The organism is uncultured Kriegella sp. (assembly GCF_963975415.1).
In the GTDB taxonomy this organism is placed as follows: Bacteria; Bacteroidota; Bacteroidia; order Flavobacteriales; family Flavobacteriaceae; genus Kriegella.
The window spans coordinates 533,356-557,148 of sequence record NZ_CAXBGN010000002.1; the positions used below are offsets into that span (position 1 = coordinate 533,356).

Below are 23,793 nucleotides of genomic sequence, written 5' to 3' on the forward strand. Positions count from 1 at the left end.
TATGAAAAAATTCATTTTCATAATGCTAATGTTGGGCAACTTGCTAAATGCCCAAGAAACCGAAAAAGAGAATCGCGATGCACTTCGAGCTTCCGAAAACCTTACTTGGGATGCAAATGCCGCGCTTTCTGAAAACAAATTCGTTGAAGCAGAAATCGATTATAGAAAGGCCATTTCAAAAAGTGAAGAGAATGCCGCAGCACCCTATAATCTAGGTAATGCTTATTATAATAAGGAAACTTACAGCGAAGCTTTCGGGCGTTTCAAGCAGGCCGGTGAGACAGCCACCGATAAAAAAGACAAACACAAAGCGTACCATAATATGGGTAACGTTTTTATGAAGCGCAAAGAATACGAAAAAGCGGTAGAGGCCTATAAAGAAGCGCTTAGAAACGACCCCAAGGACGAGGAAACCCGATACAACCTTGCACTGGCAAAAGAAATGCTCAAAAAGGAGCAAGAACAGAACGAGCAAAACAAGGATAACAAAGATAACAAAGACCAAGAAGATAAAAAGGACGAAGACCAGAAGAACGAGGGCGACAATAAAGAAGACAATAAAGATCAAGACGAGCAAGACCAAGGTGATGAAGGCGACAAGGGTGATGAAGGAGATGAAAAAGAAGACAATAAAGAAGGAGATGGAGATGAAAAAGAAGAAGAAAAAAAACAGCCAGATCAAGGTGATAAATCTGAGGAAGAACAGAATCAGCAGCAACAACCTAGACCTAATCAATTGAGCAAGCAACAAATTCAAAATCTGTTGGATGCCATGCAGAATGAGGAGAAAAAAGTGCAAGAAAAAATCGATGCACAAAAAGTAAAAGGCGTAAAAGTTAAAAATGAGAAGGACTGGTAATGGGCTTTAAAAAATATATCGCAATTTTTCCAATGCTTTTCGCATTCATCTTTATGAATGCGCAGGATAAGGATGCGGTTACTTTTAAAGTAGAACTGAGTAAAGAAAAACTGGGCATAAACGAGCGCCTGCGCGTCGATTTTATCATGAACAAAGACGGAGACGATTTCATCCCCCCTGATTTTGAGGGCTTTCGCGTTCTGATGGGCCCGTCGCAACGAATTAGTTCGTCATGGTTCAACGGTGTTAGAAGCTATTCCAAGACGTACTCCTATACCTTGACCCCGACAGCTCGTGGGAAATTCTCTATCAAACAAGCCTCCATCGTAATCGAGGGCACAACCTATAAATCACTGGCAAAACAGGTCGAGGTTACAGCTGCGGTCGATAATCCCAGTGGAGAGAAAACCGTAGACGATGTTGCCGATGAGAGCCTACATTTAGTTGCGGAAGTCTCAAAGACCAACCCCTATCTCAATGAAGCCCTTAGCGTGGTGTACAAGCTATATGTCAGCCCTTCCATTAGTGTCTCGAATTACCGGCCTTTAGACAATCCAAAATATAATAACTTTTGGAGCCAAGATATTCCGGTTTCTAAACTTAATGCCCAAAATGGCACCTATCAAGGAAAGCCTTACCGATATGTTGTATTAAAAAGAGTGGTTCTCTATCCTCAAAAATCCGGGGAACTTGAGATCGAACCCCTTTCCCTAGAGGTTACAGTAGACGTACCCACCAACAAACGGGACTTCTTTGGCGGACGTATTTATTCCCAAACAAACAAAACAGTATCGGCAGGTAAACGCACAATTACAGTGAAAGCATTGCCTTCTAAAGGAAAACCGCTTAATTTCGGCGGGGCGGTCGGCAATTTTGATTTTACGGTCACCACAAGCAAAACAAAACTCAATGCCTCGGAATCGTTACAAGCAAAAGTAGAGGTCAGCGGAAAAGGCAACCTCAAGCTTTTTCAACTACCCGAACCGAATCTGCCCAGTTCTTTAGAGGTTTATGACCCAGAGTTTGAAGAAGGTGTTCGCACCACCCTTTCCGGCATGCAAGGCAAAGTAAGCAACAGCTACACTATTGTACCCTCCTTTAAGGGCAAGTACCCTATTCCAAGCATCTCGTTCAGCTATTTTGACCCTACAACGGAAAAATACAAGAACCTGAGTTCAGAGGAAATTATGATAGATGTAATCCAAGGTCCGAGTAGTGCCGCCGGCCCCTCGGGATCCGTTCTCAATTCAGGAAGCAAGCAGACAGTCGTAACCACTGGGGATCAATTTAATTTCATAAAACTGGATCCGAACTTGACAACCATAGGCTTAAAGCACTTTTTTGGGTCTACCCGCTTCTATTTATGGTTATTACTTCCGTTAATATTGATTCCTTTAACCATTATTACCGGCAAAAAAAGAGAGGCCATTGCAAGCGATGTTGCCGGCAATAAAATAAAAAGGGCAAATAAACTAGCACGAAGATATTTATCAAAGGCAAAAAAAGAACTAGGTAACAAAGAAGCATTTTATATAGCTTTGGAAAAAGCACTGCACAACTACTTAAAGGCAAAATTGAAAATTGAAACCTCGGAGTTCAGTAAAGATAAAATTGCAACCTTGCTGACCGAGAGAAAAGTAGATGTTGCAACCAAGGACGGTTTCATAGCCTTACTGCAAAATTGTGAAATGGCTCGGTATAGCCCATTTTCTGAAGTACAAATGCAACAAGATTACGACAAGGCCAGTGAAGTGATTTCCCAGATGGACAAACAATTGTAGCCCTAAATCAGGGCGGGAAAGAACTGGATCAATGAATTGAAAAAAAGCGAATTGAAAAAAATAATAACAACATTTTCTCTTCTTATATGTTTTTGGGCCACGGCACAAAATGAAGCCCTTTTTAATCGGGCTACAACAGCCTATAATGAAGGTAACTATGAACAAGCTGCCGAGAGTTACCTCAAAATACTAGAGAACAAACAACATTCCCCTGAACTCTATTTTAATTTGGGCAACTGTTATTACAAGCTTAATCATATTGCACCAAGCATCTATTATTATGAAAAAGCGTTACTTTTAAAACCCAATGATCCCGAGATAAAAAATAATTTGGCCTATGCCCAAAATATGACCTTAGACGCCATAGAACCGCTACCTAAGACCATCTTCTCTAAATTATACAATTCAACAGTAAAAGCGTTGTCTTTTGACCAATGGGCCTATTTGGCCGTAGCCTTTATGTTTTTATTTGTAATTTCCTATATTGCATTTTATTTTTTCCGTTTTTCTTCTCGAAAACGTATTGCATTTGTAGCAAGTATTGTTTCAATACTCTTTATGGTGGTTGGCCTTATTTTTGCTTATATGGGCTTTAGCGATTTTAAAAAAGACAATCCTGCCATAATTTTCTCAGAGGAAACAATGGTGAAATCTGAACCGAATAAAAGAAGTCAGGCAATATTTACGTTGCATGAAGGAGCGAAAGTCAATGTCGTTGATATACTCAACGATTGGAAAAAAATTGAGATAGCCGATGGCAAAACAGGCTGGATTTCTTCGGAGGATTTAAAAATGCTTAAAGATTTTTAATATATCTTTAACGCATATTGATTTCTTCGATATTATTTTTGCAATAAATGCCGTTCAATGCTTAGATCGACAATTTTTATTACCCTTTTATCAATATGGCTCTTTGCCATATTTGCACCGCCTATCATTTCTTTGATGAACAATGATGGAAAGTCCATTATTACCATCAACTTAAATGAAGAGGAGCAGTCTGAACAAGGGAAAAAAAACGTTGCCGAAAAAAAAATTGTATACGACAACACGAATTTTTACTTTCTAGCTCGCTTAAGGAACCACTCCTTAAGTGATTTCTATCTTTTGGCCAACTTTGACCATACTTTAGAAATAATTCTTCCTCCCCCGGAACCCATTATCTAGCTCCTGTAATTATAATCAATAAAAATATCCATAGAGATATGAAAATATTTTCATAATTTCTTGTGGATTTAAATCTGTACATTTAAACTAAAAATCATAACATCATGGTTACCAAAACATTGGATAAAAAAACTCAAAATTCCCTATCTCCTGACGCCGTATTGCAAGATCTTATTTCTGGCAACGATCGGTTTATCAACAGTAATATGGAAACAAGAGGCTATCAAGAACAACGCAAATCTACCATAAACGGACAATTTCCAAAGGCCGTTGTATTATCCTGCATTGATTCAAGGGTCCCAATAGAAACTATTTTTGACCAAGGAATAGGTGACGTTTTTGTTGCCAGAGTTGCCGGAAACTTTGAAAATACGGATATATTGGGTAGTCTCGAATACTCTTGCAAAGCCGCTGGAAGTAAATTGGTTCTAGTTTTAGGTCATGAATCTTGCGGGGCCGTAAAAGCAGCTTGCGACGGTGTAGAAATGGGCAATATTACTTCGATGCTGGGCAACATACTGCCGGCAGTAAAGCTTTCCGCTGAAGAAATAGAGGGCGAAGCTAACTCTTCGAACAGTGATTTTGTTGCCGCGACTGTGGCCAATAATGTAAAACTGACTATTGAAAGAATACGTGAAAAAAGTCCCATCTTAAAAGAAATGGAAGACAATGGCGAAATCAAAATCGTCGGTGGTGTTTACTCACTTTCCAATGGAAAGGTAGAATTACTTTAAAAAACCCGATATGAAAAACCTATTCTCTAATTTTAAAGGCGATCTTTTTGGTGGAATCACCGCTGGTATCGTTGCACTCCCTCTAGCCTTGGCTTTCGGGGTTAGCTCTGGCCTGGGTCCAAGTGCGGGCCTTTACGGAGCAATTTTTATCAGTTTTTTTGCGGCTATGTTCGGAGGTACGAACACGCAGATTTCTGGTCCGACAGCTCCAATGACCGCAGTAAGTATGGTCGTTATCGCGGGCATTGTGGCCATATATGACGGCAGTATAGAAAAGGCCTTACCAGCAATATTGACCATTTTTCTTTTGGCGGGTCTCATGCAGATCGGCCTGGGGCTTATTGGAATCGGAAAGTATATAAAGTACATTCCTTACCCCGTGGTCTCTGGTTTTATGACGGCAATAGGTGTGATTATTCTGGTTACTCAAATATTACCGGCCATAGGGTACTACCCCAAAGAAGACGTCGAATTTGTAGACCAATTCAAACCGCATGCCGAAGAAATCATTCTTGATAACATTCTAAAAGAGGAAGCAGGAGAAGGCATTTTAGTTTTAGAAAATTTCGAAGAGACCATAAAACGGGCCGAGAGCATTACTGAAGAAGATATGCTGAAAGAGGCCAAGACCTTGGCCGCTAGCGATGCTTCTGGAGTCGTTGGTGCTTTTAAGGTATTGCCAAGAGCCTTGCAGAACATCAATTGGCTTGAGCTCATCCTTGCTTTATCGACCATTTTTATTATTTATGGTTTTAAGCGAATTACGACTAAAATACCCAGTGCATTGGTGGCATTGGTAGTTGTCTCCGGTGTCGCCTACGGATTCGGCTTAAACTATAGGCCTATTGAACAAATACCTAGTGGTTTACCCATACCGAACTTGAGAATTTTTACCGAATTCGAACTAGGTTCGATAACTCCTTACATTTTTACGGCTCTAACCCTTGCACTCTTGGGTGCAATTGATTCTTTGCTTACTTCGGTAGTTGCCGATAACATGACAAAGACCAAACATAAGCCTAACAAAGAATTGGTAGGTCAAGGTATCGGAAACAGTATCGGTGCAATTTTCGGAGGAATTCCGGGGGCCGGAGCAACCATAAGAACGGTGGTCAATATTAATGCAGGTGGAAAAACAAGATTATCAGGTATGATTGCAGGGTTACTGCTTTTGGTCATACTGCTTGCCATGGGGCCAGTTGCTTCCCAAATACCCGCAGCAGTTCTAGCCGGAATTTTGGTAACCGTAGGAATCGGTGTTATGGATTACAAAGGTCTCAAAGCCATTCCAAGTTTACCTAAGGATATGAGATTCGGACCAATAAAATTGAGTTCAGAAGTAATTATCATGCTTATCGTACTGGTGTTGTCTTCCGTATGGAACTTAGTATATGCCGTGGGCGTGGGCCTTGTTATTGCTTCTTTGATGTTTATGAAAAAAATGGGGGATTTGACTGCCGAGCGTTCTGATGTAAAGAGCTTGCTGAAAGAAAAAGCTTGGGACGATGAAGCTAATTTTCCTGAAAATCTGAAAAACGAAGTTTTCATCAAACATATCAAAGGACCGTTGTTCTTTGGATCGACCAGTGAATTTCAGCAATTGGCCGATCAAATTCCAGATACGGCCGTTACCGTAATTATACGAATGGATCGAATGCAATATATGGATCAAAGTGGTTTATATGCTATGGAAGAAGTACTTGTCGATTTAAGGAAAAAAGACATCGAAGTGATTTTAGTAGATGTATTGCAACAACCCATGTATATGATGGAGCGAATCGACATTATTCCCGACCTGGTTCCTAAAGAGAATATCTTCGATACATTTAAGCAGGCTACCTCTTATATAAAGTTGAAACAGAGTCAATTTCAGAACAAGGACAATAAAGTGGAAGCTAAGCAATAAATAAAGGCGATATAAGACAAACCGGGCTAAGGGTTCTTATATTTTTATAATCAAATTGGCCCTGTCGCATAATTTCGGATTTATACCCGATTACAATCAGCGCGACAGGGCCTTTTATTGTCGTGATTCCTCCCATCTATCACATTCTATTCTAAGGGCATTGAAGCCAATAAGCTCTGAGATTGACAATTGGAGTAATTATTAGTTCAGCATAATCTGTAAATGCAATGGCATATTATAGGCACGTAATAGGAATATTTCCTAAATTTGCCCTTCTCTCTTTAGCCAAACAATGATAGATAAAATAAAAGAGCATCTAAAAGAAGTCGAATCGTTCATCTCTGACGATAAAGAAGCAATTGAGGCTTTCCGAATAAAATATTTAGGAAAAAAAGGGCTGTTGAATGATTTTTTTGCAGCATTTAAGGATGTTCCTAACGGACAAAAAAAAGAATTTGGCCAGACCATCAACGCGCTGAAGCAAACTGCTACCGAAAAGGTAAGCACTCTTAAGGGTGCCTTAGAGAAAAAATCGGAGAAGAAAGGTATTTACGGTGATTTGACAAGACCCGGAGAACCTATCGAATTAGGTGCTAGACATCCTATTTCAATTGTAAAAAATAGAATTATCGATATCTTCTCAAGAATTGGCTTTAACGTTTCAGAAGGTCCTGAAATTGAAGATGACTGGCATAATTTTACCGCCTTGAATCTCCCAGAGCATCATCCTGCACGAGATATGCAAGACACTTTCTTCGTTCAGACCGATCCCGATATTTTGCTACGTACCCATACCTCTTCGGTTCAAGTACGGTATATGGAAAACAATAAACCTCCTATCAGAACAATTTCGCCCGGTAGGGTTTATCGAAACGAAGCCATCTCTGCACGATCGCATTGCTTTTTCCATCAAGTGGAAGGTCTCTATATTGATAAAGATGTGTCGTTTGCCGACTTAAAACAAACCTTACAATTTTTTACTACCGAACTTTTTGGCAAATCGAAAATACGGTTACGCCCTTCATATTTTCCGTTCACAGAACCGAGTGCGGAAGTAGACGTATATTGGGGCCTGGAAACCGAAACCGATTACAAAATGACCAAAGGAACCGGCTGGCTTGAAATTATGGGATGTGGTATGGTCGACCCCAATGTGCTAGAAAATTGTGGTATAGATGCGAACGAATATTCGGGATTTGCATTTGGTATGGGTATTGATCGTATTGCATTATTACTACATCAAATTCCTGATATTCGACTGCTCAGCGAAAATGACGTTAGGTTTTTAGAGCAATTCAAGAGTACTTTTTAAAATTTCGTTTTGAAAAAGGATATTGAAATACCTATTGCCAAAGATGTGTATGTTGCCGTGGTAAGGGAATGGAACGACGACTTTCTCTCAAAAGACTGGAATGCCTATCTCATCAACAATAGGCAAGATCAGATTGAAATGGTTTTAGTCGTCTCCAAAGGTTTTGACGAACAACGAAAAACATCTATCATGCGACACGGAATCGGTTTGGTCGCCCCAAAATCCTTTGCGAAAATCGAACTCTTACAGGAAGATGTACTGGCATTGAACAATGAGTTCTTTGTTACATTTTTTGCCGAGGGCAAACTCTTCGAAAAACGGTTTTTATTTCCGAAATATTCGGTAAAAGAAAATGCATTAAAACATATTTCCGTCATTGACAAAGAGGGTATTTTATCGGAATGAGCCTTTCAGGCTTTTAACATTCAATTAACTACTCCTGTTCGACTTAAAATTGACCCTATCGTATTTTTGTTTTAAGCGTTGCATTTTTCAAAAAATTGAAGCTTATGAAACAAAAACTATCTTCTCTTCTTGTTTCGGTTTTAGCCTTAATAACTTTGCTATTAACAGGTTGTGGAAATAAGATTGCCGACCAAAAACCTCAAAGTATACCGTCCTATCCAACTATTCTAGTAACTAAAAGAAGCGTTGAAGATATTGCTACTTTCCCGGCAAGCATCGAAGGGATTGTGAATAGCACTATTCGCGCCAAAGTACCAGGGTACATTCAATCGGTTTTGGTAGACGAGGGCCAAGTGGTAAAAAAGGGGCAGTTATTGTTTAAATTGGAAACCCAATCGCTTACCCAAGATGCCGGGGCCGCAAAGGCTAGAATTAACGCAGCACAAGTAGAGGTTGACAAATTAAAGCCCTTAGTAGATAAAAACATCATTAGCAACGTGCAATTGGAAACTGCGAAGGCCAACTTAGAACAGGCCAAGAGCAATTACCGAAGTGTTACGGCCAACATCGGCTATGCGAACATTAAAAGCCCCGTTAACGGGGTGGTGGGATCCATTCCCTTTCGTAAGGGTAATTTGGTTAGCTCACAAGATGCCCGCCCATTGACTACCATTTCCAGTATTTCCCAAGTGTATGCCTACTTTTCACTGAACGAAAAAGATTTAATTGGCTTCCTAAAAAAAATAAAGGGTGAAACGTTGGAGGAAAAGGCAGAGAATCTACCCAGGGTACAGCTTCGCTTAGCAGACGGTTCCATCTACGACCATGAAGGCCAGATAGAAACTATTACCGGGGAGATCAACCCCAATACGGGAACCGTAAAATTCAGGGCCACTTTCGTCAATCCTGAGGGACTCTTAAGAAATGGCAGCAGCGGTACCATCTTACTCCCAGAAAAAATGCAGGATGTACTTATTGTACCCGCTCTTTCTACCTTTGAGCAACAGGGCAACACCTTTGTGTATTTGATAGAAGGCGATACACTGGTAACCAAAATCGTAGATCCAAAAGCCACAATCGGGGGAGTTGTTGTAATAGAAGGAATAAACGAAGGCGACGAAATACTTGCCAAAGGCATAAATAAGGTTCGCCCTGGCTCCAAAATCGTACCTCAGCTGACCACAATCGACAGTATTACCAGTTCATTCACAACCGTTTTTAAATAACGTCCGATGCTAAAAACATTCATAGAACGGCCGGTACTTTCCACGGTCATATCGATTATACTTGTAGTATTAGGTCTACTGGGTATGGCAACACTGCCTGTTACCCAATATCCAGATATCGCACCCCCAACGGTGCAGGTTTCGGCCAATTACCCAGGAGCCAATGCCGAAACTATTTTAGAAAGTGTCATCGTACCTATCGAAGAACAGATCAATGGTGTAGAGGGAATGACTTATATTACGTCGTCATCAAGTAATACTGGTAGTGCGAGTATTACCGTGTATTTCGAGCAGGGCGTAGACCCCGATATTGCAGCCGTCAACGTTCAAAACCGGGTAGCGCGAGCAAATGCACTACTTCCTGCCGAGGTCATACGTTCTGGGGTGATTACACAAAAAAGACAGAGCTCTGCGCTTTTGTATGCCGCCATTTATTCGACAAATCCGGATTATGATGATACGTTTGTTCAAAATTACCTAAATATCAATGTAAGACCAGAACTTCAACGCGTCAATGGGGTTGGCGATGTTTCGGTTTTCGGAGCCAAAGACTATTCCATGCGTATCTGGATAGATCCTGTGAAATTGGCCTCCTACAGCATTACCACGACCGATGTATCCAATGCCATCGGCGAACAAAGTTTGGAGGCTGCAGCGGGTTCATTGGGACAAAATACGGGAGCCTCTTTCGAATATGTTATCAAATACAAGGGGCGATACAAGACTGCTGAAGAATATAGTGATATCATCATAAAATCACTCGGCAACGGTCAGTTTTTACGACTTGGGGATGTAGCAAAGGTAGAACTGGATGCGTTTTCGTATAGCTCGACCAGTCTATCTCGAGGATACCCAGCCATTAGCTTCGGCGTTTTTCAAACACCCGGTTCGAATGCTCAGGAAATTATTGAGAAAATCTATGTAAAGCTCGACGATTTAAAACAGAATTTTCCCGAAGGAGTAGATTACCTCATCAACTACGATACAAATAAGTTTTTGACAGCTTCGATGAACAAGGTCAAAGAAACCTTGATTGAAGCCTTCTTATTGGTATTCTTTGTTGTATTTATCTTCCTACAAGATATCAAATCGACACTTATCCCTGCCATAGCGGTACCTGTCGCTATAATCGGTACTTTTTTCTTTTTGGAAATCCTAGGGTATTCCATCAACCTCTTGACCCTCTTTGCGCTACTTTTAGCCATTGGTATTGTGGTCGATGACGCTATTGTGGTGGTGGAGGCCGTACATGCAAAATTGGAAGAAGGTTATGATTCTGCTTTGGAAGCTACCGTTTCCGCCATGGATGAAATAAGCGGGGCCATTATCTCGATTACCTTGGTCATGGCCGCCGTATTTATTCCGATTACTTTTATACAAGGTCCTTCCGGGGTGTTCTACGAGCAATTTGGGGTCACACTTATTGTTGCTATCATCATTTCGGCCGTAAACGCCTTGACTTTGAGTCCAGCACTCTGTGCTATCTTTCTTAAGCCCTATAAGAACAGGGAAGAAACGAAAAAGGGATTTCTTCAACGGTTCTATACTGCATTTAACATAGGTTTCAATGCGATACGCCAAAGATATGTAGGCTCTCTAGGATTTTTGATACATCACAAATGGATTACCGCATTATTACTGATTATTTGCGGAGCCGCCATTTGGTGGGCGAACAGCACTACCCCAAGTGGTTTTGTGCCCTCGGAAGACCGCGGTGTGATTTTTCTAAACCTTGACCTTCCGCAGGGTGCATCTTTAGATAGAACATTCAGCGTTCAGCAAAAATTGTACGAGATTATCAGTTCGGTCGAAGGAATTCGTACGGCCTCTATTATCAGTGGGCGAAACTTCTTTTCAGGTGCCGGTAGTTCGTACGGGATGGGTTTTATTATTCTAGAAGATTTCGATCAAAGGCAAACGGACGAGACTTCGGCAGATGCCATTATACAACAATTATTCGCCAAGACCGCCAACATCGCAGATGCCAAGATCCTCTTTTTTACCCCGCCTAGTATTCCTGGTTTTGGAGCATCGGACGGATTTGAACTACAATTGTTAGATCGTACTTCTGGCGAATTGAAAGACCTTGACAAGGTAGCCAACGATTTTGTGACGGCGCTAAACCAACGATCAGAAATCGGGTTTTCCTCCAATTCATTCAGCACAAATTTCCCCCAATTACAGATGGATATTAACATTCCTAAAGCTAAGGAAGCTGGCGTAGAAATTAGCAGCATTTTAGGAACACTTCAAGGATATATTGGCGGTTTATATGCAGCAGATTTCAGTCGCTTCGGAAAACAGTTTAGGGTATTTGTACAGGCCGAGCCTGAAGACCGAAAAGATATTGCAAGTCTAAATAGTATGTTTGTACGAAACGGTGAGGGTGAAATGGCGCCGGTTTCTGAATTTGTAAGCCTGAATCGTGTATACGGACCCCAGACAGTGAGTCGATTTAACCTGTTCAATGCCGTAACAATAAATGGTTCGGCCGCTCCCGGCTTTAGTTCCGGCGATGCGATTGAGGCAGTGAGCCAAGTAGCTGAAGACAATTTGCCCAACAATTACGAAGTGGCCTTCTCAGGAATTACACGGGAAGAAATTGCTTCCGCAGGCCAAGCGGGTATTATTTTTCTACTAAGCATCGTATTTGTGTACTTCTTTCTATCGGCACAATACGAGAGCTATCTTTTACCTTTTTCGGTGTTGCTATCTTTACCAATAGGAGTTGCAGGAGCGTATTTGACTACAAAATTCGCAGGTCTTGAGAACAATATTTATTTTCAGATTGCCTTAATTATGCTAATCGGGCTACTGGCAAAAAATGCAATTCTTATTGTAGAATTTGCTAGGCAGCGCAGACAACACGGACTTTCATTGAAGGAAGCGGCCATTGATGCTGCCAAATCCCGTTTGCGTCCGATTCTAATGACTTCTTTCGCCTTTATCTTGGGGTTGATGCCCTTGGTACTGGCCTCTGGAGTAGGTGCGGCAGGAAACAATGCCATAGGAACCGGGGCCGTTGGAGGCATGCTCATCGGTACGGTGCTTGGCGTATTTATCATTCCAACACTATTTGTTGTTTTTCAGTGGTTACAGGAAAAACTTTCGGGGCCACCGAAAGCGGTATCACAAAAACTTAACATTCCAAGTGACACCCCAAGCGTATAAGTATTAGCATCTCAAACGTACCCTTAAAACTTAATTCCCAAAACAGGGTAACAAAAGGCATTAGAAGTCAATCTCAAAAATTATCATTTAATATTTTAACATAAATTTTATTTCGTTTGGTTTGGTTGTTTCCGAACTAACCGTACATTTGCATTGAAATTTATGTTGATCATGAATAAAGAAGAAAGTAAAAAATTGTTAATCGAGGAATTGGGCATTCATTTTGAAAATGAATATTCCCTTCCCCCTTTGGCTGCAAGAATTTTTGCTAGCCTTGTGATAACCGAGGAAGAAGGACTCACTTTTGATGATTGTCTAATTAAGAGGGGTGCCAGCAAAAGTTCCATATCGACTTCGCTCAATCTTTTATTGCAAATGAATTTTATCAAATATTTTACCAAGTCCGGAGATAGAAGGAGATATTTCAAAATTGCGGAAAAAGATGCATTTTTTGTTGAAAAGTTAAATAAAACACTTAAAAAGCTTGAAGATGAATCTGAGATGATCGAAAAGGTAGCGGCCTTTAATAAAACATATAACGCTGAAAAGCACCAAGCCAATAAAGAGAAGAAAAAGATTTATATGAAATGTTTAGAAGACACCAAAGCTATCTACAAAAAGACAATTGTCAACTTAAAGAATCTTGAACAATAATTTTTTTATATGTTTAGTTCGTTTAATACCGAACATTCCGAATTAACAAAACCTTAACAGGTTCGAATCAATAATTTAATACAAACAAACATCCACCTTAAAATGAAAAAGTTTTCAATTATAGCCATATCAAGCACCGCCCTTCTTTTGAGTTCCTGCTTTGCAACATCAGAAAAACCAGTACAAGGAGCTGCCGCCCCGCCACCGCCAAGTTTGAAAGTAGCTAAACTAGATAGGCAAAATTTAACGGTATACAATGAATTCTCGACCACATTAGAAGGTAAACAGAATGTTGAAATCTGGCCAAAAGTTTCCGGTTTCGTACAGGAAGTTTATGTAGAAGAAGGTCAAAAAATCAAAAAAGGTCAATTACTTTTTAAATTGGAAACCCAAACATTGAACCAAGATGCCAATGCCGCAAAAGCATCGGTCAATGTTGCTCAAGTCGAAGTTGATAAGTTAAAACCGCTAGTTGAGAAAAACATTATCAGTAGTGTTCAACTAGAAACTGCTAAAGCGCAGCTAGAACAAGCCAAAGCTGGTTATGAAAGTGTGGCATCAAACATTGGCTACTCCCGCATTACAAGTCCAGTAGACGGTTACATCGGAGAGATTCCTTTCAAAATAGGTGCTTTGGTCAGCTCAAACATGAGTCAACCATTAACTACTGTTTCCGATATTAGTGAAGTACGTGCCTATTTTTCAATGAACGAAAAGGAACTTTTAAAGCTAAAGGAATCTATGCCTAAGAACAACACTATGGATGTTGCCAAAGCTCCAAACGTGACACTTGTTATGATCAATGGCGAAGAATATGCCGAGCCCGGTAAACTTGCCATGATAAACACTATCATTAACAGTACTACAGGTAGTGTAACTGCGAGAGCTGATTTTGATAATAAAGACAATTTATTGAGCAGCGGTAGTACAGGTAAAATTAAAATACCAACAGTATACGAAGGGGCTTATGAAATACCGCAATCAGCAACTGTTGACCTTCAGGGGAAGAAACTCATATATGTGGTCAAAGATGACAATACCGTTTCAACCGTGCCTTTAGATATTACAACCAATACCCAGAAAGGCTTTATCGTAGAAAACGGAATAGAAGAAGGAACTACCCTTGTTCTAGAAGGAGTTTCAAAATTAAAAGACGGAATGACCATTAATCCTTCCAAATAAGCTTCGTTTACATCGTATTTCTCACAATCTATAATTAAAGAGCAATGTTTCAAAAATTTATAGATAGACCCGTATTGTCTACGGTGATATCGATTATCATAGTTATTCTAGGTGTTCTAGGATTGACAACCTTACCTATAGAAGAATATCCAGAAATAGCACCACCAACGGTACAGGTTACAAGTACCTATACAGGTGCGAACGCAGAAACAGTACTTAATAGTGTTGTTATTCCGTTAGAGGAGCAAATTAATGGTGTTGAAGACATGTTGTATATGACCTCCAACGCTAGTAATGACGGTGCCGCTACTATAAACGTTTTTTTCAAATTGGGTACCGACCCAGATATTGCCGCGGTAAACGTTCAGAACAGGGTGGCGAGAGCAAACAGTGTTTTACCGCAAGCAGTTGTTCAAACCGGAGTAATTACCCAAAAGTCTCAAACTAGTGCATTATTATTCTTCTCCCTATTTTCAGACAGCGATGATTATGATGCAACGTTTGTAGAGAACTATGCTAGAATTAACATAGTACCTAAGTTACAGCGTATTGAAGGGGTGGGTAATGTAACTGTATTTGGATCGAAAGATTATTCAATGCGTATTTGGTTGAACCCAGAAAAGATGGCCGCTTACAAGCTAATGCCTTCTGACATACAAGCCGCATTAAATGAGCAAAACCTTGAAGCTGCAACAGGTAAGATAGGTGAAAATGCAGATGGGGTGTATGAATATGTTCTTAAATACAAAGGACGCCTTTCAGAGGAGGCAGAATATGGGGATATCATCATTAAAGCTCAAGAAAACGGTCAATTTTTAAGACTTAAAGATGTAGCTGAAGTCGAATTGGGTGCCTTTAACTATGGTACAAAAAACGAAGGTATGGGTAAGCCCGGCACCGCAGTCGGTATTTTCCAAACTTCGGGATCTAATGCAAATGCCATTATCGATGAAATTCAAAATATCTTACAAGAAAGTGAAAAGGATTTCCCGAAAGGATTGGATTATGTAATTCCGTATAATACCAAAGACTTCTTAAGCGCATCTATAGACCATGTTGTACAAACCTTAATTGAAGCGTTTTTGCTGGTATTCTTAGTGGTGTTTCTATTCTTACAAGATTTTAGATCAACATTGATCCCGGCTATTGCGGTTCCAGTAGCCATAATTGGAACCTTTTTCTTCCTCTCATTATTTGGTTATTCGATCAACATGCTGACGTTATTTGCAATGATTCTCGCCATTGGTATAGTGGTAGATGATGCTATTGTGGTAGTAGAAGCGGTGCATGCAAAAATGGAAGAAGGCGCCACCAATGCTAAAACTGCAACAAAAACAGCGATGTCTGAAATATCAGGTGCGATAATTTCCATCACCTTGGTAATGTCGGCCGTATTTATTCCGGTATCTTTCATTAGTGGATCTTCGGGCGTATTCTATCAACAGTTTGGAATAACATTGGCTATCGCAATTCTTATTTCTGCGGTAAACGCCTTAACGCTTAGTCCGGCCTTGGCAGCACTTTTATTGAAGCCTCACAATCCATCGGAAGAACATAAAAAAGGAATTACAAAACGTTTCTTTTCAGCCTTTAACACTGGCTTTGATGCAATAACCGATAAATATGTTGGCTCGGTAAAATTCATTGCCAAAAGAAAATGGGTAACCGTATTATCGCTTGTAATATTTTCTGCTATCGCATATATGTTATTCAGCTCTACCCCAACAGGTTTTATACCCAATGAGGATAAAGCCATTGTATTTGCCGATGTTACGATGCCTCCAGGAACGACATTGGAGCAGACTCAAAAGACCGTTAAAAAGCTTGATTCCATTTATGAATCTATGGATATCATACAAGCTAGAATGAACATTACCGGCTTTAGTATTTTGAATAGTGTCAACGGTGGTTCTTATGGTTTCTCGGTAATTCGACTTAAAGATTGGAGCGAACGAAAGGGTGAAGGCGAATCTGTTCAGGAAGTCGTGGGAAGTCTTTTTGCTAAAACCGCCGGATTAAAAGATGCAAAAATATTCTTCTTTACACCGCCAAGTGTACGTGGTTTTGGTAACTCAACCGGTTTTGAGATGAATTTACAAAGTAAGGATGCAGATGATTGGCAGTCTGTAAATAAGGTTACCAATGAGTTTTTAGCTGCTATAAATGCAAGACCGGAAGTACAATACGCTATCACAAATTTCAACGCCAATTTCCCGCAATATGAATTAGAGGTAGATATTGAGAAAACTAAAATGGCCGGGTTAGCGGTGACCGATGTCTTCAGTGCAATGCAAGGATATTATGGTGGATTATATACCACTGACTTTAACAAGTTCGGTAAGCAATACCGTGTTATGATCCAGGCGAAACCTGAAGATAGGGCCGATGAAAATTCGCTGAACCATATTTTTGTAACCAATTCAAATGGCGAGTCGGTTGCTGTATCACAATTTGTATCGTTAAAGAAAATTTACGGCCCTGAAGTAGTTAGTAGGTTTAACTTATTGAGTTCGGTTAAGATTAACGGAGCCATGAATCCTGGTTATTCTACTGGTGATGCCATTAGAGCAATCGAAGAAGTAACCGCGGAGGTATTGCCCAACAACTATACCTATGAATATTCGGGACTCACAAAAGAAGAAAACAGTGCAGGTAGCCAAACGATTATTATATTTATACTGAGTTTGGTCTTTGTCTACTTCTTATTGAGCGCCCAATACGAATCATACATATTACCATTGTCGATTTTGTTATCGCTTCCAGTGGGTATTGCCGGAGCTATTGGTTTTGTAAGTATGGCAGGTCTTGAGAATAACATATATTTCCAAATTGCCTTAATCATGCTTATTGGTCTACTTTCTAAAAATGCCATTCTAATTGTAGAATTTGCGTTACAACGAAGAAAACAAGGCATGTCGATAATTGACTCTGCCATTGATGGTGCAAAAGCTAGACTTAGACCCATATTGATGACCTCTTTCGCCTTTATTCTCGGATTAATGCCCTTGGCCTTGTCTACAGGTATCGGTGCAGTCGGCAACCAATCTATTGGTATGAGTGCGGTTGGTGGTATGTTAATAGGCACCATATTCGGGGTATTTGTTATTCCAGCGCTTTATGTCATTTTCCAAACCATTCAAGAGCGCATAACCGGTGCTCCCGAAGAAATCACAGAACAATCAAAGAACTAGAAAAATCATGAATAAATTAGTAACTAATAAATTCGTACTGGTAGCCATTCTTCCGCTGTTATTGCAATCTTGTTTTGTAGCCAAAGATTATGTTCGCCCCGAACTGGAAGCTGAAAGCCTATATAGAACCGATAACTTGCCGCAAGACAGTATTTCCATGGCCACGGTTTCTTGGAAAGACATCTTTACCGACAGCTATCTCGACGGCTATATTGAAAAAGGGCTCACCAATAACCTAGACGTACGTATCGCGATGCAAAATATCGCGGCGGCTCAAGCCTATGTCAAACAAGGAAAAATGGGATACTTGCCTACCTTGACGGGGACTGGTCAATTTTCACGGACCAAAAACTCGGAAAACAGTCAATTCGGAGGTCTGTTCAGTGAAGCCGTGGAACAATACGAGCTTTCTGCCACCTTATCTTGGGAAGCGGATATTTGGGGAAAGATACGAAGTACAAAAAGAGCTTTTGGTGCGTCATATTTACAAAGTGTGGCGGCCCATCAGGCTATAAAAACAGACTTGGTAGCTTCCATTGCTTCTTCATATTACCAATTGATGGCTTTAGATAAGCAAAAGAGTATTACCGAAGAAACTTTGGAAGCACGCCGAAGTAGCTTGGAGACTACCTTAGCCCTTAAAGAAGCCGGGCAAGTGACCGAAGTTGCGGTCAAACAAACCGAAGCACAACTCTATACGGCCGAAGTAATATTGATCGATCTCGAAAAAAATATCAAGTTGTTGGAAAATACCTTGAGCATTTTACTAGGGGAGCCGGCCGGCGCTATTGAACGAGGGGAGCTTGACGAGCAGCAAATAAAAACCACGTTGCGAACAGGGGTTCCCGCACAGTTGTTGACCAATAGGCCCGATCTTATGCAAGCCGAATACGGACTGATCAATGCCTTTGAATTGACCAATGTAGCAAAGAGCAGTTTTTACCCGTCATTACAACTCACCGCTTCTGGGGGTCTACAAAGCCTTGAACTTGACAATTGGTTCGATGCAAGCTCTTTATTTTCAAGTTTGATCGGTTCTTTGACACAACCCATATTGAACGGTCGAAAAATAAGAACACAATACGAGGTCGCAAAAGTGGAACAAGAAAAGGCCCTATTGACTTATAAAAGAACCTTGCTAGTTGCCGGCAAGGAGGTCTCGGATGCCCTATACGACTATGACGCGGAAAGCAAAAAAATCGAGGCGTATACCAAAGAACTGGAAGCGTACACTTTGGCCGAATCCTATTCCGAAGAACTACTCAACAATGGGTTAGCCAATTATTTGGAAGTATTGACCGCACGGCAGAACGCCCTGAATTCAGAACTTAACTACATCAACGCGCAATATGGCCAACTGGATGCCATCGTAACCTTATATCGGGCATTGGGCGGAGGTTGGAAATAACTATAAATGGAAACTAAAGAGCAGTTATTAGCGTTTTCAATCGCCAATTTCACCCAATTTGGTAGCAAAAGCTTTACTATGGACGAGCTGGCGCGTAAATTGGGAATCTCTAAAAAAACCATTTACCATTATTTCAGCAACAAAGAGGAACTGGTAACCGAAAGCCTTCAGTTTCTTCTTGATAAAGTTGAAAAAGAAATCGACACCCATCTCAATGAAGGTGTCACACTCCCCCCAATAACAAAGGTTGTCTATATTTACAAGGTAGGACTGAAGCACATGCGTAGCTTCAGTCCTTCTTTTTTGTACGGCCTCAAAAAATATTATCCGAAAGCCTACGACACCTACGATAATTTTAGAAAAAAAATAGTGCTGGGCGTAGTCCATAATTTATTAAAAGAAGCACAAGAACAGAAACACATAAGGGCTGATGTAAATCTAAAGCTGGTCTGCGAACTATATTTAATTCATATGGAGAATATTGTGTTCTCACATCTTAATTTATGGGAAAGATACACGGTGCACGAATTGCTTGAACACTTAATTGTAAATAATCTAAAGGGGATATTGACTTTTGATTATACAAAAGAATACCATCTTTTAAAGCATCCCTAAAAACGAAATCTGGCAACTTTTCAAAACAAAAACTACCTGAGCGGAAATCCCTTACCGGCCCACCAAGGGTGTATTTCGATAATCAAGCGTCCTGCTTTCACCATAGGGTCTGAATTTGCCAAACTATCGGCCATTTCCAAAGTCGGAGTATTGTAAACGGTGATGCCCCTTATGTCGCCATCGTCACCAAAAGGTCCCGAAATATCGGCATAGCCTTTTTCATACATGCTTCCTAAATGAGCCAAATGTAACGCCTGTAGGCTATCGGCCGTTGCTTTGTCTTGTGAACGGTTAGGCCCACGTTTTAAAAAGGCAATAAAATACTGCTGCATGATTACAGTATCTTTGGTCTTTTCATCTACGTAATCAAAAATTTGAAACCCTTTTGAAGTAAGTTCTTCCTTAATTTCCTTTACTGTTTTGGCTTCTACCTTTTCAACGCTCGGTTCTGGTTTAGCGTCTGGCTTGCAAGAGAAAAAAACAATAACGACGAGAAAAGTGTATATATACTTCATTTTTTCCAGTTTTTATATGGATTTTGACCCAATTGCGAATTATAATATTTTACTTCCCCTGTAACTTCCTTTCCTACCCAATCGGGTATTTCAAAAGGTTCCGATTCACTGCTTAGCTCAATTTCGGCAACCACAAGCCCTTCATTATCCCCATCAAATTCATCCACTTCAAAAATATGTTCCTCCACGGGCACCTCATATCTTACTTTGGAGATAACCCCCGCTTCACACAAGGGTAGTAGGGCGTCTACATCATCGACCCCAATTTCTTTTTCCCATTCAAAACGTGATGTTCCCGCTTTATTCGATTTCCCCTTTACCGTTAAAAACCCTTTCTCTCCTTTCATCCGAACACGAACGGTTCGCTCGGGGTTTGTATTTAAAAAGCCTTGCACGATACGTTCTTTTGAAATAGCCTTTTTTCTATACGTCTGCGATGACACCAAAAATTTACGTTCTATCTCAAGCATTACAGTATCGAATTACCTTGTGCGATTTGTTTTATTTTGTCAGATGGTATGCGTACGTCGTCATATTCATTTTTTGCCAGCCAGGCCATGCATTTTGCAATACTTTCGGGTGAAATCGAACGAAATTTATCCAATGGCCCGACCAAAACAATATTCACCAATTTCATTAGTTGTTTGAAAACCAACTCCCCAATACGCTTTTCCTTCCGTTTTCCCCCAATCAAAGAAGGCTGCAAAATATAGGTCTTCGGCAGTTCCGCTTCGAGCACCGCATCTTCCATCTCTCCTTTTATCCTGTTGTAAAAAACAGCACTTTTTGCATTGGCGCCAAGGGCAGAAATCACAATAAAAGTCGGAATCTTATTTGTATGTGCCAACGCTGCAGCATTTTTAGGGATTCCGAAATCGATCTTTTTATAGAACTCCTTATCCGGCGTTTTAGACTTCGTTGTACCGATACAACAGAAAACAATATCACCTACAAACTCCTTTTCGAATTTTTGAAGTTGTAGCATATCCCCCAAGTATTCCTCGATCTTTGGGTGCGAAAGTCCCACCGAACTCCTGGAAAAAAGTTTGACTTTTTCATAATCCCCGTCTTCCAAAAGCATTTCGAGTAGTTTCCCGCCCGTTAACCCTGTTGCTCCTAAAAGAATCGCTGTTTTGCCCATCTTTTTCATACTTCACAAACCTCTAACCAATCTATTGCCCCAAAAATAATTAAGGCCATTTCTAAATAATTTCTTCCATAAATTTACAATATGGAAACGGATTTTCCTTTACGAAAGATCATACATGTCGACATGGATGCTTTTTACGCCTCTGTGGAGGAGCTCGACAACCCTGATCTAAAAGGAAAGGCGGTCGCTGTAGGTGGAAGCGAAATAAGAGGCGTGGTGTCGGCTGCCAATTACGAAGCACGGAAATTCGGAGTGTATAGCGCCATGAGTGGTGTTTTGGCCAAAAAAAAATGTCCGCATCTTGTTTTTGTTCGGCCTCGATTTGATCGTTACAAAGAAATCTCAAAAAAAATCAGGGCCATTTTCTTCGAGTACACCGATTTGGTAGAACCCCTTTCTTTGGATGAAGCTTATTTGGACGTTACCACCAACAAAAAGGGAAATCCCTCGGCCACCTTGATTGCCCAAGAAATACGACAGCGTATTTTTGATGAAGTCGGGCTCGCCGCTTCCGCCGGAATTTCCATCAACAAATTTATCGCCAAGGTAGCCAGTGATTTTAACAAACCGAACGGGCAAAAAACAGTAAATCCTGAAGAGGTGCTTTCTTTTCTAGAGGATCTTGAAATTCGCAAATTCTACGGTGTCGGCAAGGTTACCGCCGAAAAAATGTACCGCTTGGGCATTTTTACAGGAAAAGATCTTAAAGCCAAGTCACTGGAGTATTTGGAAGATATTTTCGGAAAAAGTGGTGCTTACTATTACCATGTGGTTCGCGGCGTTCATAACAGTGCGGTAAAATCGCATCGCACCCCAAAATCAGTTGGTGCCGAACGTACGTTTAGCGAAAACCTCAGCAGTGAAATTTTTATGCTCGAACGACTGGAGCATATTGCCGAGGAGCTTGAACGGCGTTTAAAAAAGTCGAAACTCGCTGGAAAGACTATTACCCTTAAAATCAAATACAGCGACTTCACGCTGAATACCCGGAGCAAAACCCTACCCTATTTTGTGGCGGACAAGGCCCTTATTTTTGAAACTGCAAAAGGACTGCTTTATCAAGAAAAACTTCAGAATTCGGTGCGATTGTTGGGTATTTCACTCGCGAATCTGAATACCGAAAAGAAGAAAACCCCGACCAAAGAAGAATCGGTGTCGGTTCAATTAAAGTTTGATTTTTAAAATACGGTAAATTGTTAAATGTTACTTTAGGTTTTCTAACATAAACCGTTTTACGTTTTCACCCATTATCATCTTGATTTCACTTTCTTGAAACCCCTGATTTAATAGTTCTTCGACCAACAACGGCAGACCGGTAACATCAAAAGGTGCGGCAATGGTACCATCATAATCGGAGCCCAAAGCTATGCATTCGACACCGGCAATAGACTTGATATATTTCATCGCATCGACAATGCCTTTGATCAGCGGTGCGGTGACTGCGCCCTTAAAAAAAGCAACCCCGATCAAGCCTCCATTGGTCGCAATTTTTTGGATATGGGCATCGGATAAATTACGGGAATTGTCTAGGGTGCCACGGACGCCGGTATGTGAAACGAGCACCGGGTTTTTAGTTTCTGCCAAGACATCATCGATTAGGGCTGGTGCGGCATGGGCCAGATCGACAAACATGCCTAGCTCGTCCATACGCTGTATCACGTCACGGCCGAAATCGGAAAGTCCGCCTTTACTCACCCCATGTGCCGAGCCTCCCAGTTCATTGTCAAAAAAGTGGGTGGGGCCGACCATACGTACACCTTCTTTATATAATTTATCGAGGTTTTCGATTTTTCCTTCAAGACAATGTGCGCCTTCGAGGCCTAAAAAACCTCCGGTCACCCGTTTGTTCTGGTTTCTTAGCGCTATAAGCCGATTCAAATCATCGGTGTTTTTGACCACAATGAATTCGTCATTATAATCGGTAGCGAACTTATGCAACCGTCGACTTTGGTAGGCGGCCCTTTCAAAAAGGCTAAACCAATTCGATAGCGGTCTCCCTTGTACAAAATTGAGCAAAGTGATATTGTCAAAAGTCTCGGCCGTGTTTTTTGAGAAGTTCTGCCCAACTGGGGATTTGGTAACAATCGTAAACGCCTGCAACGCCATATTCGCTTCTTCCATTCTTGGGAAATCGACATGCCCGATGCTGTTTTTAATTGTCAGGTCTCTACTCCAAAGTAGGGCGTCGCAATGCAAATCGGCAATAAAATCAAGAGAATTATAAAGGGATTGGGCTTTTTCGGAAACCTGATAGGGAGGAAGTTGTTTTGTCGTATTCTTCTGTTTATCCAATGTTTTAGGAACAATAACTACGGCCAAGACATAGAGTAGCGCTAGGCCTAACAAAATTCCAATTAGCCATTTTCTTTTTTTCATTGAATTGTTTTGCTGCATAAAAATAAATACTTGCGCCCTATTTGCCACGGGCAGTGCAGTGTTATTGCACGTATTTCTATGAATACTAAAAAAGATTTATTTTTTATCTGTACAACTCTTATCGTGACCATCATCTTTAAC

General features: G+C 40.7%; 20 protein-coding genes. 16 read left to right on the top strand and 4 right to left on the bottom strand.

Features of this window, described 5'->3' with window-relative positions:
• Position 1: 1 nt before the first annotated feature.
• The 15 genes from AACZ88_RS06155 to AACZ88_RS06225 all read left to right on the top strand — a co-directional run bounded on the left by AACZ88_RS06155 (position 2) and on the right by AACZ88_RS06225 (position 19,611).
• Positions 2–859 carry a tetratricopeptide repeat protein gene (locus AACZ88_RS06155; protein ID WP_339707729.1) on the top strand — a complete coding sequence of 286 codons (858 nt, stop codon included), beginning with the start codon at positions 2–4 and terminating at the stop codon, positions 857–859.
• Positions 859–2,640 (top strand): BatD family protein, encoded by a 1,782-nt coding sequence (locus AACZ88_RS06160; RefSeq protein ID WP_339707732.1) that lies wholly within the window; start codon positions 859–861, stop codon positions 2,638–2,640. Before AACZ88_RS06155 ends, AACZ88_RS06160 begins: the two co-directional genes overlap by 1 nt.
• A 51-nt stretch (positions 2,641–2,691) precedes the next feature.
• Entirely contained in the window at positions 2,692–3,450 is a 759-nt protein-coding gene (locus AACZ88_RS06165; RefSeq protein WP_339707736.1) for a tetratricopeptide repeat protein, read from the top strand.
• A 57-nt stretch (positions 3,451–3,507) separates the two neighbouring features.
• Positions 3,508–3,807, top strand: a complete 300-nt coding sequence (locus AACZ88_RS06170) for a hypothetical protein (protein ID WP_339707739.1) — start codon at positions 3,508–3,510, stop codon at positions 3,805–3,807.
• 104 nt (positions 3,808–3,911) lie between these two features.
• Positions 3,912–4,541 (top strand): carbonic anhydrase family protein, encoded by a 630-nt coding sequence (locus AACZ88_RS06175; protein ID WP_339707742.1) that lies wholly within the window; start codon positions 3,912–3,914, stop codon positions 4,539–4,541.
• Positions 4,542–4,551: 10 nt separating this feature from the next.
• Entirely contained in the window at positions 4,552–6,447 is a 1,896-nt protein-coding gene (locus AACZ88_RS06180; protein ID WP_339707745.1) for a SulP family inorganic anion transporter, read from the top strand.
• Positions 6,448–6,739: 292 nt separating this feature from the next.
• Entirely contained in the window at positions 6,740–7,759 is a 1,020-nt protein-coding gene (pheS, locus tag AACZ88_RS06185; RefSeq protein ID WP_339707748.1) for a phenylalanine--tRNA ligase subunit alpha, read from the top strand.
• Positions 7,760–7,768: 9 nt separating this feature from the next.
• On the top strand, positions 7,769–8,164 hold the full coding sequence (locus AACZ88_RS06190; RefSeq protein WP_339707751.1) for a hypothetical protein: 396 nt from the start codon (positions 7,769–7,771) through the stop codon (positions 8,162–8,164).
• Positions 8,165–8,268: 104 nt separating this feature from the next.
• Positions 8,269–9,390, top strand: a complete 1,122-nt coding sequence (locus tag AACZ88_RS06195) for an efflux RND transporter periplasmic adaptor subunit (RefSeq protein WP_339707754.1) — start codon at positions 8,269–8,271, stop codon at positions 9,388–9,390.
• Positions 9,391–9,396: 6 nt separating this feature from the next.
• Entirely contained in the window at positions 9,397–12,561 is a 3,165-nt protein-coding gene (locus AACZ88_RS06200; protein WP_339707757.1) for an efflux RND transporter permease subunit, read from the top strand.
• Between the two features lie 171 nt (positions 12,562–12,732).
• Positions 12,733–13,215: a transcriptional regulator gene (locus AACZ88_RS06205; RefSeq protein WP_339707760.1), complete on the top strand. Its 483-nt coding sequence runs from the start codon at positions 12,733–12,735 to the stop codon at positions 13,213–13,215.
• Between the two features lie 102 nt (positions 13,216–13,317).
• Positions 13,318–14,397 (top strand): efflux RND transporter periplasmic adaptor subunit, encoded by a 1,080-nt coding sequence (locus AACZ88_RS06210; RefSeq protein ID WP_339707763.1) that lies wholly within the window; start codon positions 13,318–13,320, stop codon positions 14,395–14,397.
• 44 nt (positions 14,398–14,441) lie between these two features.
• Positions 14,442–17,588, top strand: a complete 3,147-nt coding sequence (locus AACZ88_RS06215; protein WP_339707766.1) for an efflux RND transporter permease subunit — start codon at positions 14,442–14,444, stop codon at positions 17,586–17,588.
• A gap of 7 nt (positions 17,589–17,595) precedes the next feature.
• Complete coding sequence (locus AACZ88_RS06220; RefSeq protein WP_339707769.1) at positions 17,596–18,996, top strand: efflux transporter outer membrane subunit; 1,401 nt, start codon at positions 17,596–17,598, stop codon at positions 18,994–18,996.
• Between the two features lie 6 nt (positions 18,997–19,002).
• Positions 19,003–19,611, top strand: a complete 609-nt coding sequence (locus AACZ88_RS06225) for a TetR/AcrR family transcriptional regulator (protein ID WP_339707772.1) — start codon at positions 19,003–19,005, stop codon at positions 19,609–19,611.
• A gap of 32 nt (positions 19,612–19,643) precedes the next feature.
• Here the strand turns inward: AACZ88_RS06225 and AACZ88_RS06230 are convergent, their stop codons facing one another.
• From AACZ88_RS06230 to AACZ88_RS06240, 3 genes are read right to left on the bottom strand one after another with little or no spacing between them, the layout of a single operon-like run.
• Positions 19,644–20,126, bottom strand: coding sequence for a hypothetical protein (locus AACZ88_RS06230; protein WP_339707775.1), 483 nt, complete (start codon positions 20,124–20,126; stop codon positions 19,644–19,646).
• A complete protein-coding gene (locus AACZ88_RS06235) occupies positions 20,123–20,596 on the bottom strand; it encodes a CYTH domain-containing protein (RefSeq protein WP_339707778.1) in 474 nt (157 codons plus the stop codon). The genes AACZ88_RS06230 and AACZ88_RS06235 overlap by 4 nt, the downstream gene beginning before the upstream one ends.
• The gene (locus tag AACZ88_RS06240; protein WP_339707781.1) at positions 20,596–21,276 is read right to left on the bottom strand and encodes an NAD(P)H-binding protein; all 681 of its coding nucleotides are present in this window, start codon (positions 21,274–21,276) and stop codon (positions 20,596–20,598) included. The genes AACZ88_RS06235 and AACZ88_RS06240 overlap by 1 nt, the downstream gene beginning before the upstream one ends.
• 81 nt (positions 21,277–21,357) lie before the next feature.
• On the opposite strand from AACZ88_RS06240, the gene dinB reads away from it, so the two are divergent.
• Positions 21,358–22,458, top strand: a complete 1,101-nt coding sequence (gene dinB / locus AACZ88_RS06245) for a DNA polymerase IV (RefSeq protein ID WP_339707784.1) — start codon at positions 21,358–21,360, stop codon at positions 22,456–22,458.
• A 21-nt stretch (positions 22,459–22,479) separates the two neighbouring features.
• On the opposite strand, the gene AACZ88_RS06250 is transcribed toward dinB, so the two are convergent.
• Positions 22,480–23,652 carry a membrane dipeptidase gene (locus AACZ88_RS06250; protein WP_339707786.1) on the bottom strand — a complete coding sequence of 391 codons (1,173 nt, stop codon included), beginning with the start codon at positions 23,650–23,652 and terminating at the stop codon, positions 22,480–22,482.
• Positions 23,653–23,793 lie beyond the last annotated feature (141 nt).

Excerpts from the sequence above, each read along its gene's own strand:
- AACZ88_RS06240 (WP_339707781.1), bottom strand. The coding sequence starts at position 21,276 with ATGAAAAAGATGGGCAAAACAGCGATTCTTTTAGGAGCAACAGGGTTA.
- AACZ88_RS06170 (WP_339707739.1), top strand. The coding sequence starts at position 3,508 with ATGCTTAGATCGACAATTTTTATTACCCTTTTATCAATATGGCTCTTT.
- AACZ88_RS06160 (WP_339707732.1), top strand. The coding sequence starts at position 859 with ATGGGCTTTAAAAAATATATCGCAATTTTTCCAATGCTTTTCGCATTC.
- dinB (WP_339707784.1), top strand. The coding sequence starts at position 21,358 with ATGGAAACGGATTTTCCTTTACGAAAGATCATACATGTCGACATGGAT.
- AACZ88_RS06250 (WP_339707786.1), bottom strand. The coding sequence starts at position 23,652 with ATGAAAAAAAGAAAATGGCTAATTGGAATTTTGTTAGGCCTAGCGCTA.
- AACZ88_RS06235 (WP_339707778.1), bottom strand. The coding sequence starts at position 20,596 with ATGCTTGAGATAGAACGTAAATTTTTGGTGTCATCGCAGACGTATAGA.
- AACZ88_RS06175 (WP_339707742.1), top strand. The coding sequence starts at position 3,912 with ATGGTTACCAAAACATTGGATAAAAAAACTCAAAATTCCCTATCTCCT.
- AACZ88_RS06215 (WP_339707766.1), top strand. The coding sequence starts at position 14,442 with ATGTTTCAAAAATTTATAGATAGACCCGTATTGTCTACGGTGATATCG.
- AACZ88_RS06180 (WP_339707745.1), top strand. The coding sequence starts at position 4,552 with ATGAAAAACCTATTCTCTAATTTTAAAGGCGATCTTTTTGGTGGAATC.
- AACZ88_RS06200 (WP_339707757.1), top strand. The coding sequence starts at position 9,397 with ATGCTAAAAACATTCATAGAACGGCCGGTACTTTCCACGGTCATATCG.
- AACZ88_RS06195 (WP_339707754.1), top strand. The coding sequence starts at position 8,269 with ATGAAACAAAAACTATCTTCTCTTCTTGTTTCGGTTTTAGCCTTAATA.
- pheS (WP_339707748.1), top strand. The coding sequence starts at position 6,740 with ATGATAGATAAAATAAAAGAGCATCTAAAAGAAGTCGAATCGTTCATC.
- AACZ88_RS06225 (WP_339707772.1), top strand. The coding sequence starts at position 19,003 with ATGGAAACTAAAGAGCAGTTATTAGCGTTTTCAATCGCCAATTTCACC.
- AACZ88_RS06220 (WP_339707769.1), top strand. The coding sequence starts at position 17,596 with ATGAATAAATTAGTAACTAATAAATTCGTACTGGTAGCCATTCTTCCG.
- AACZ88_RS06230 (WP_339707775.1), bottom strand. The coding sequence starts at position 20,126 with ATGAAGTATATATACACTTTTCTCGTCGTTATTGTTTTTTTCTCTTGC.
- AACZ88_RS06155 (WP_339707729.1), top strand. The coding sequence starts at position 2 with ATGAAAAAATTCATTTTCATAATGCTAATGTTGGGCAACTTGCTAAAT.
- AACZ88_RS06210 (WP_339707763.1), top strand. The coding sequence starts at position 13,318 with ATGAAAAAGTTTTCAATTATAGCCATATCAAGCACCGCCCTTCTTTTG.
- AACZ88_RS06205 (WP_339707760.1), top strand. The coding sequence starts at position 12,733 with ATGAATAAAGAAGAAAGTAAAAAATTGTTAATCGAGGAATTGGGCATT.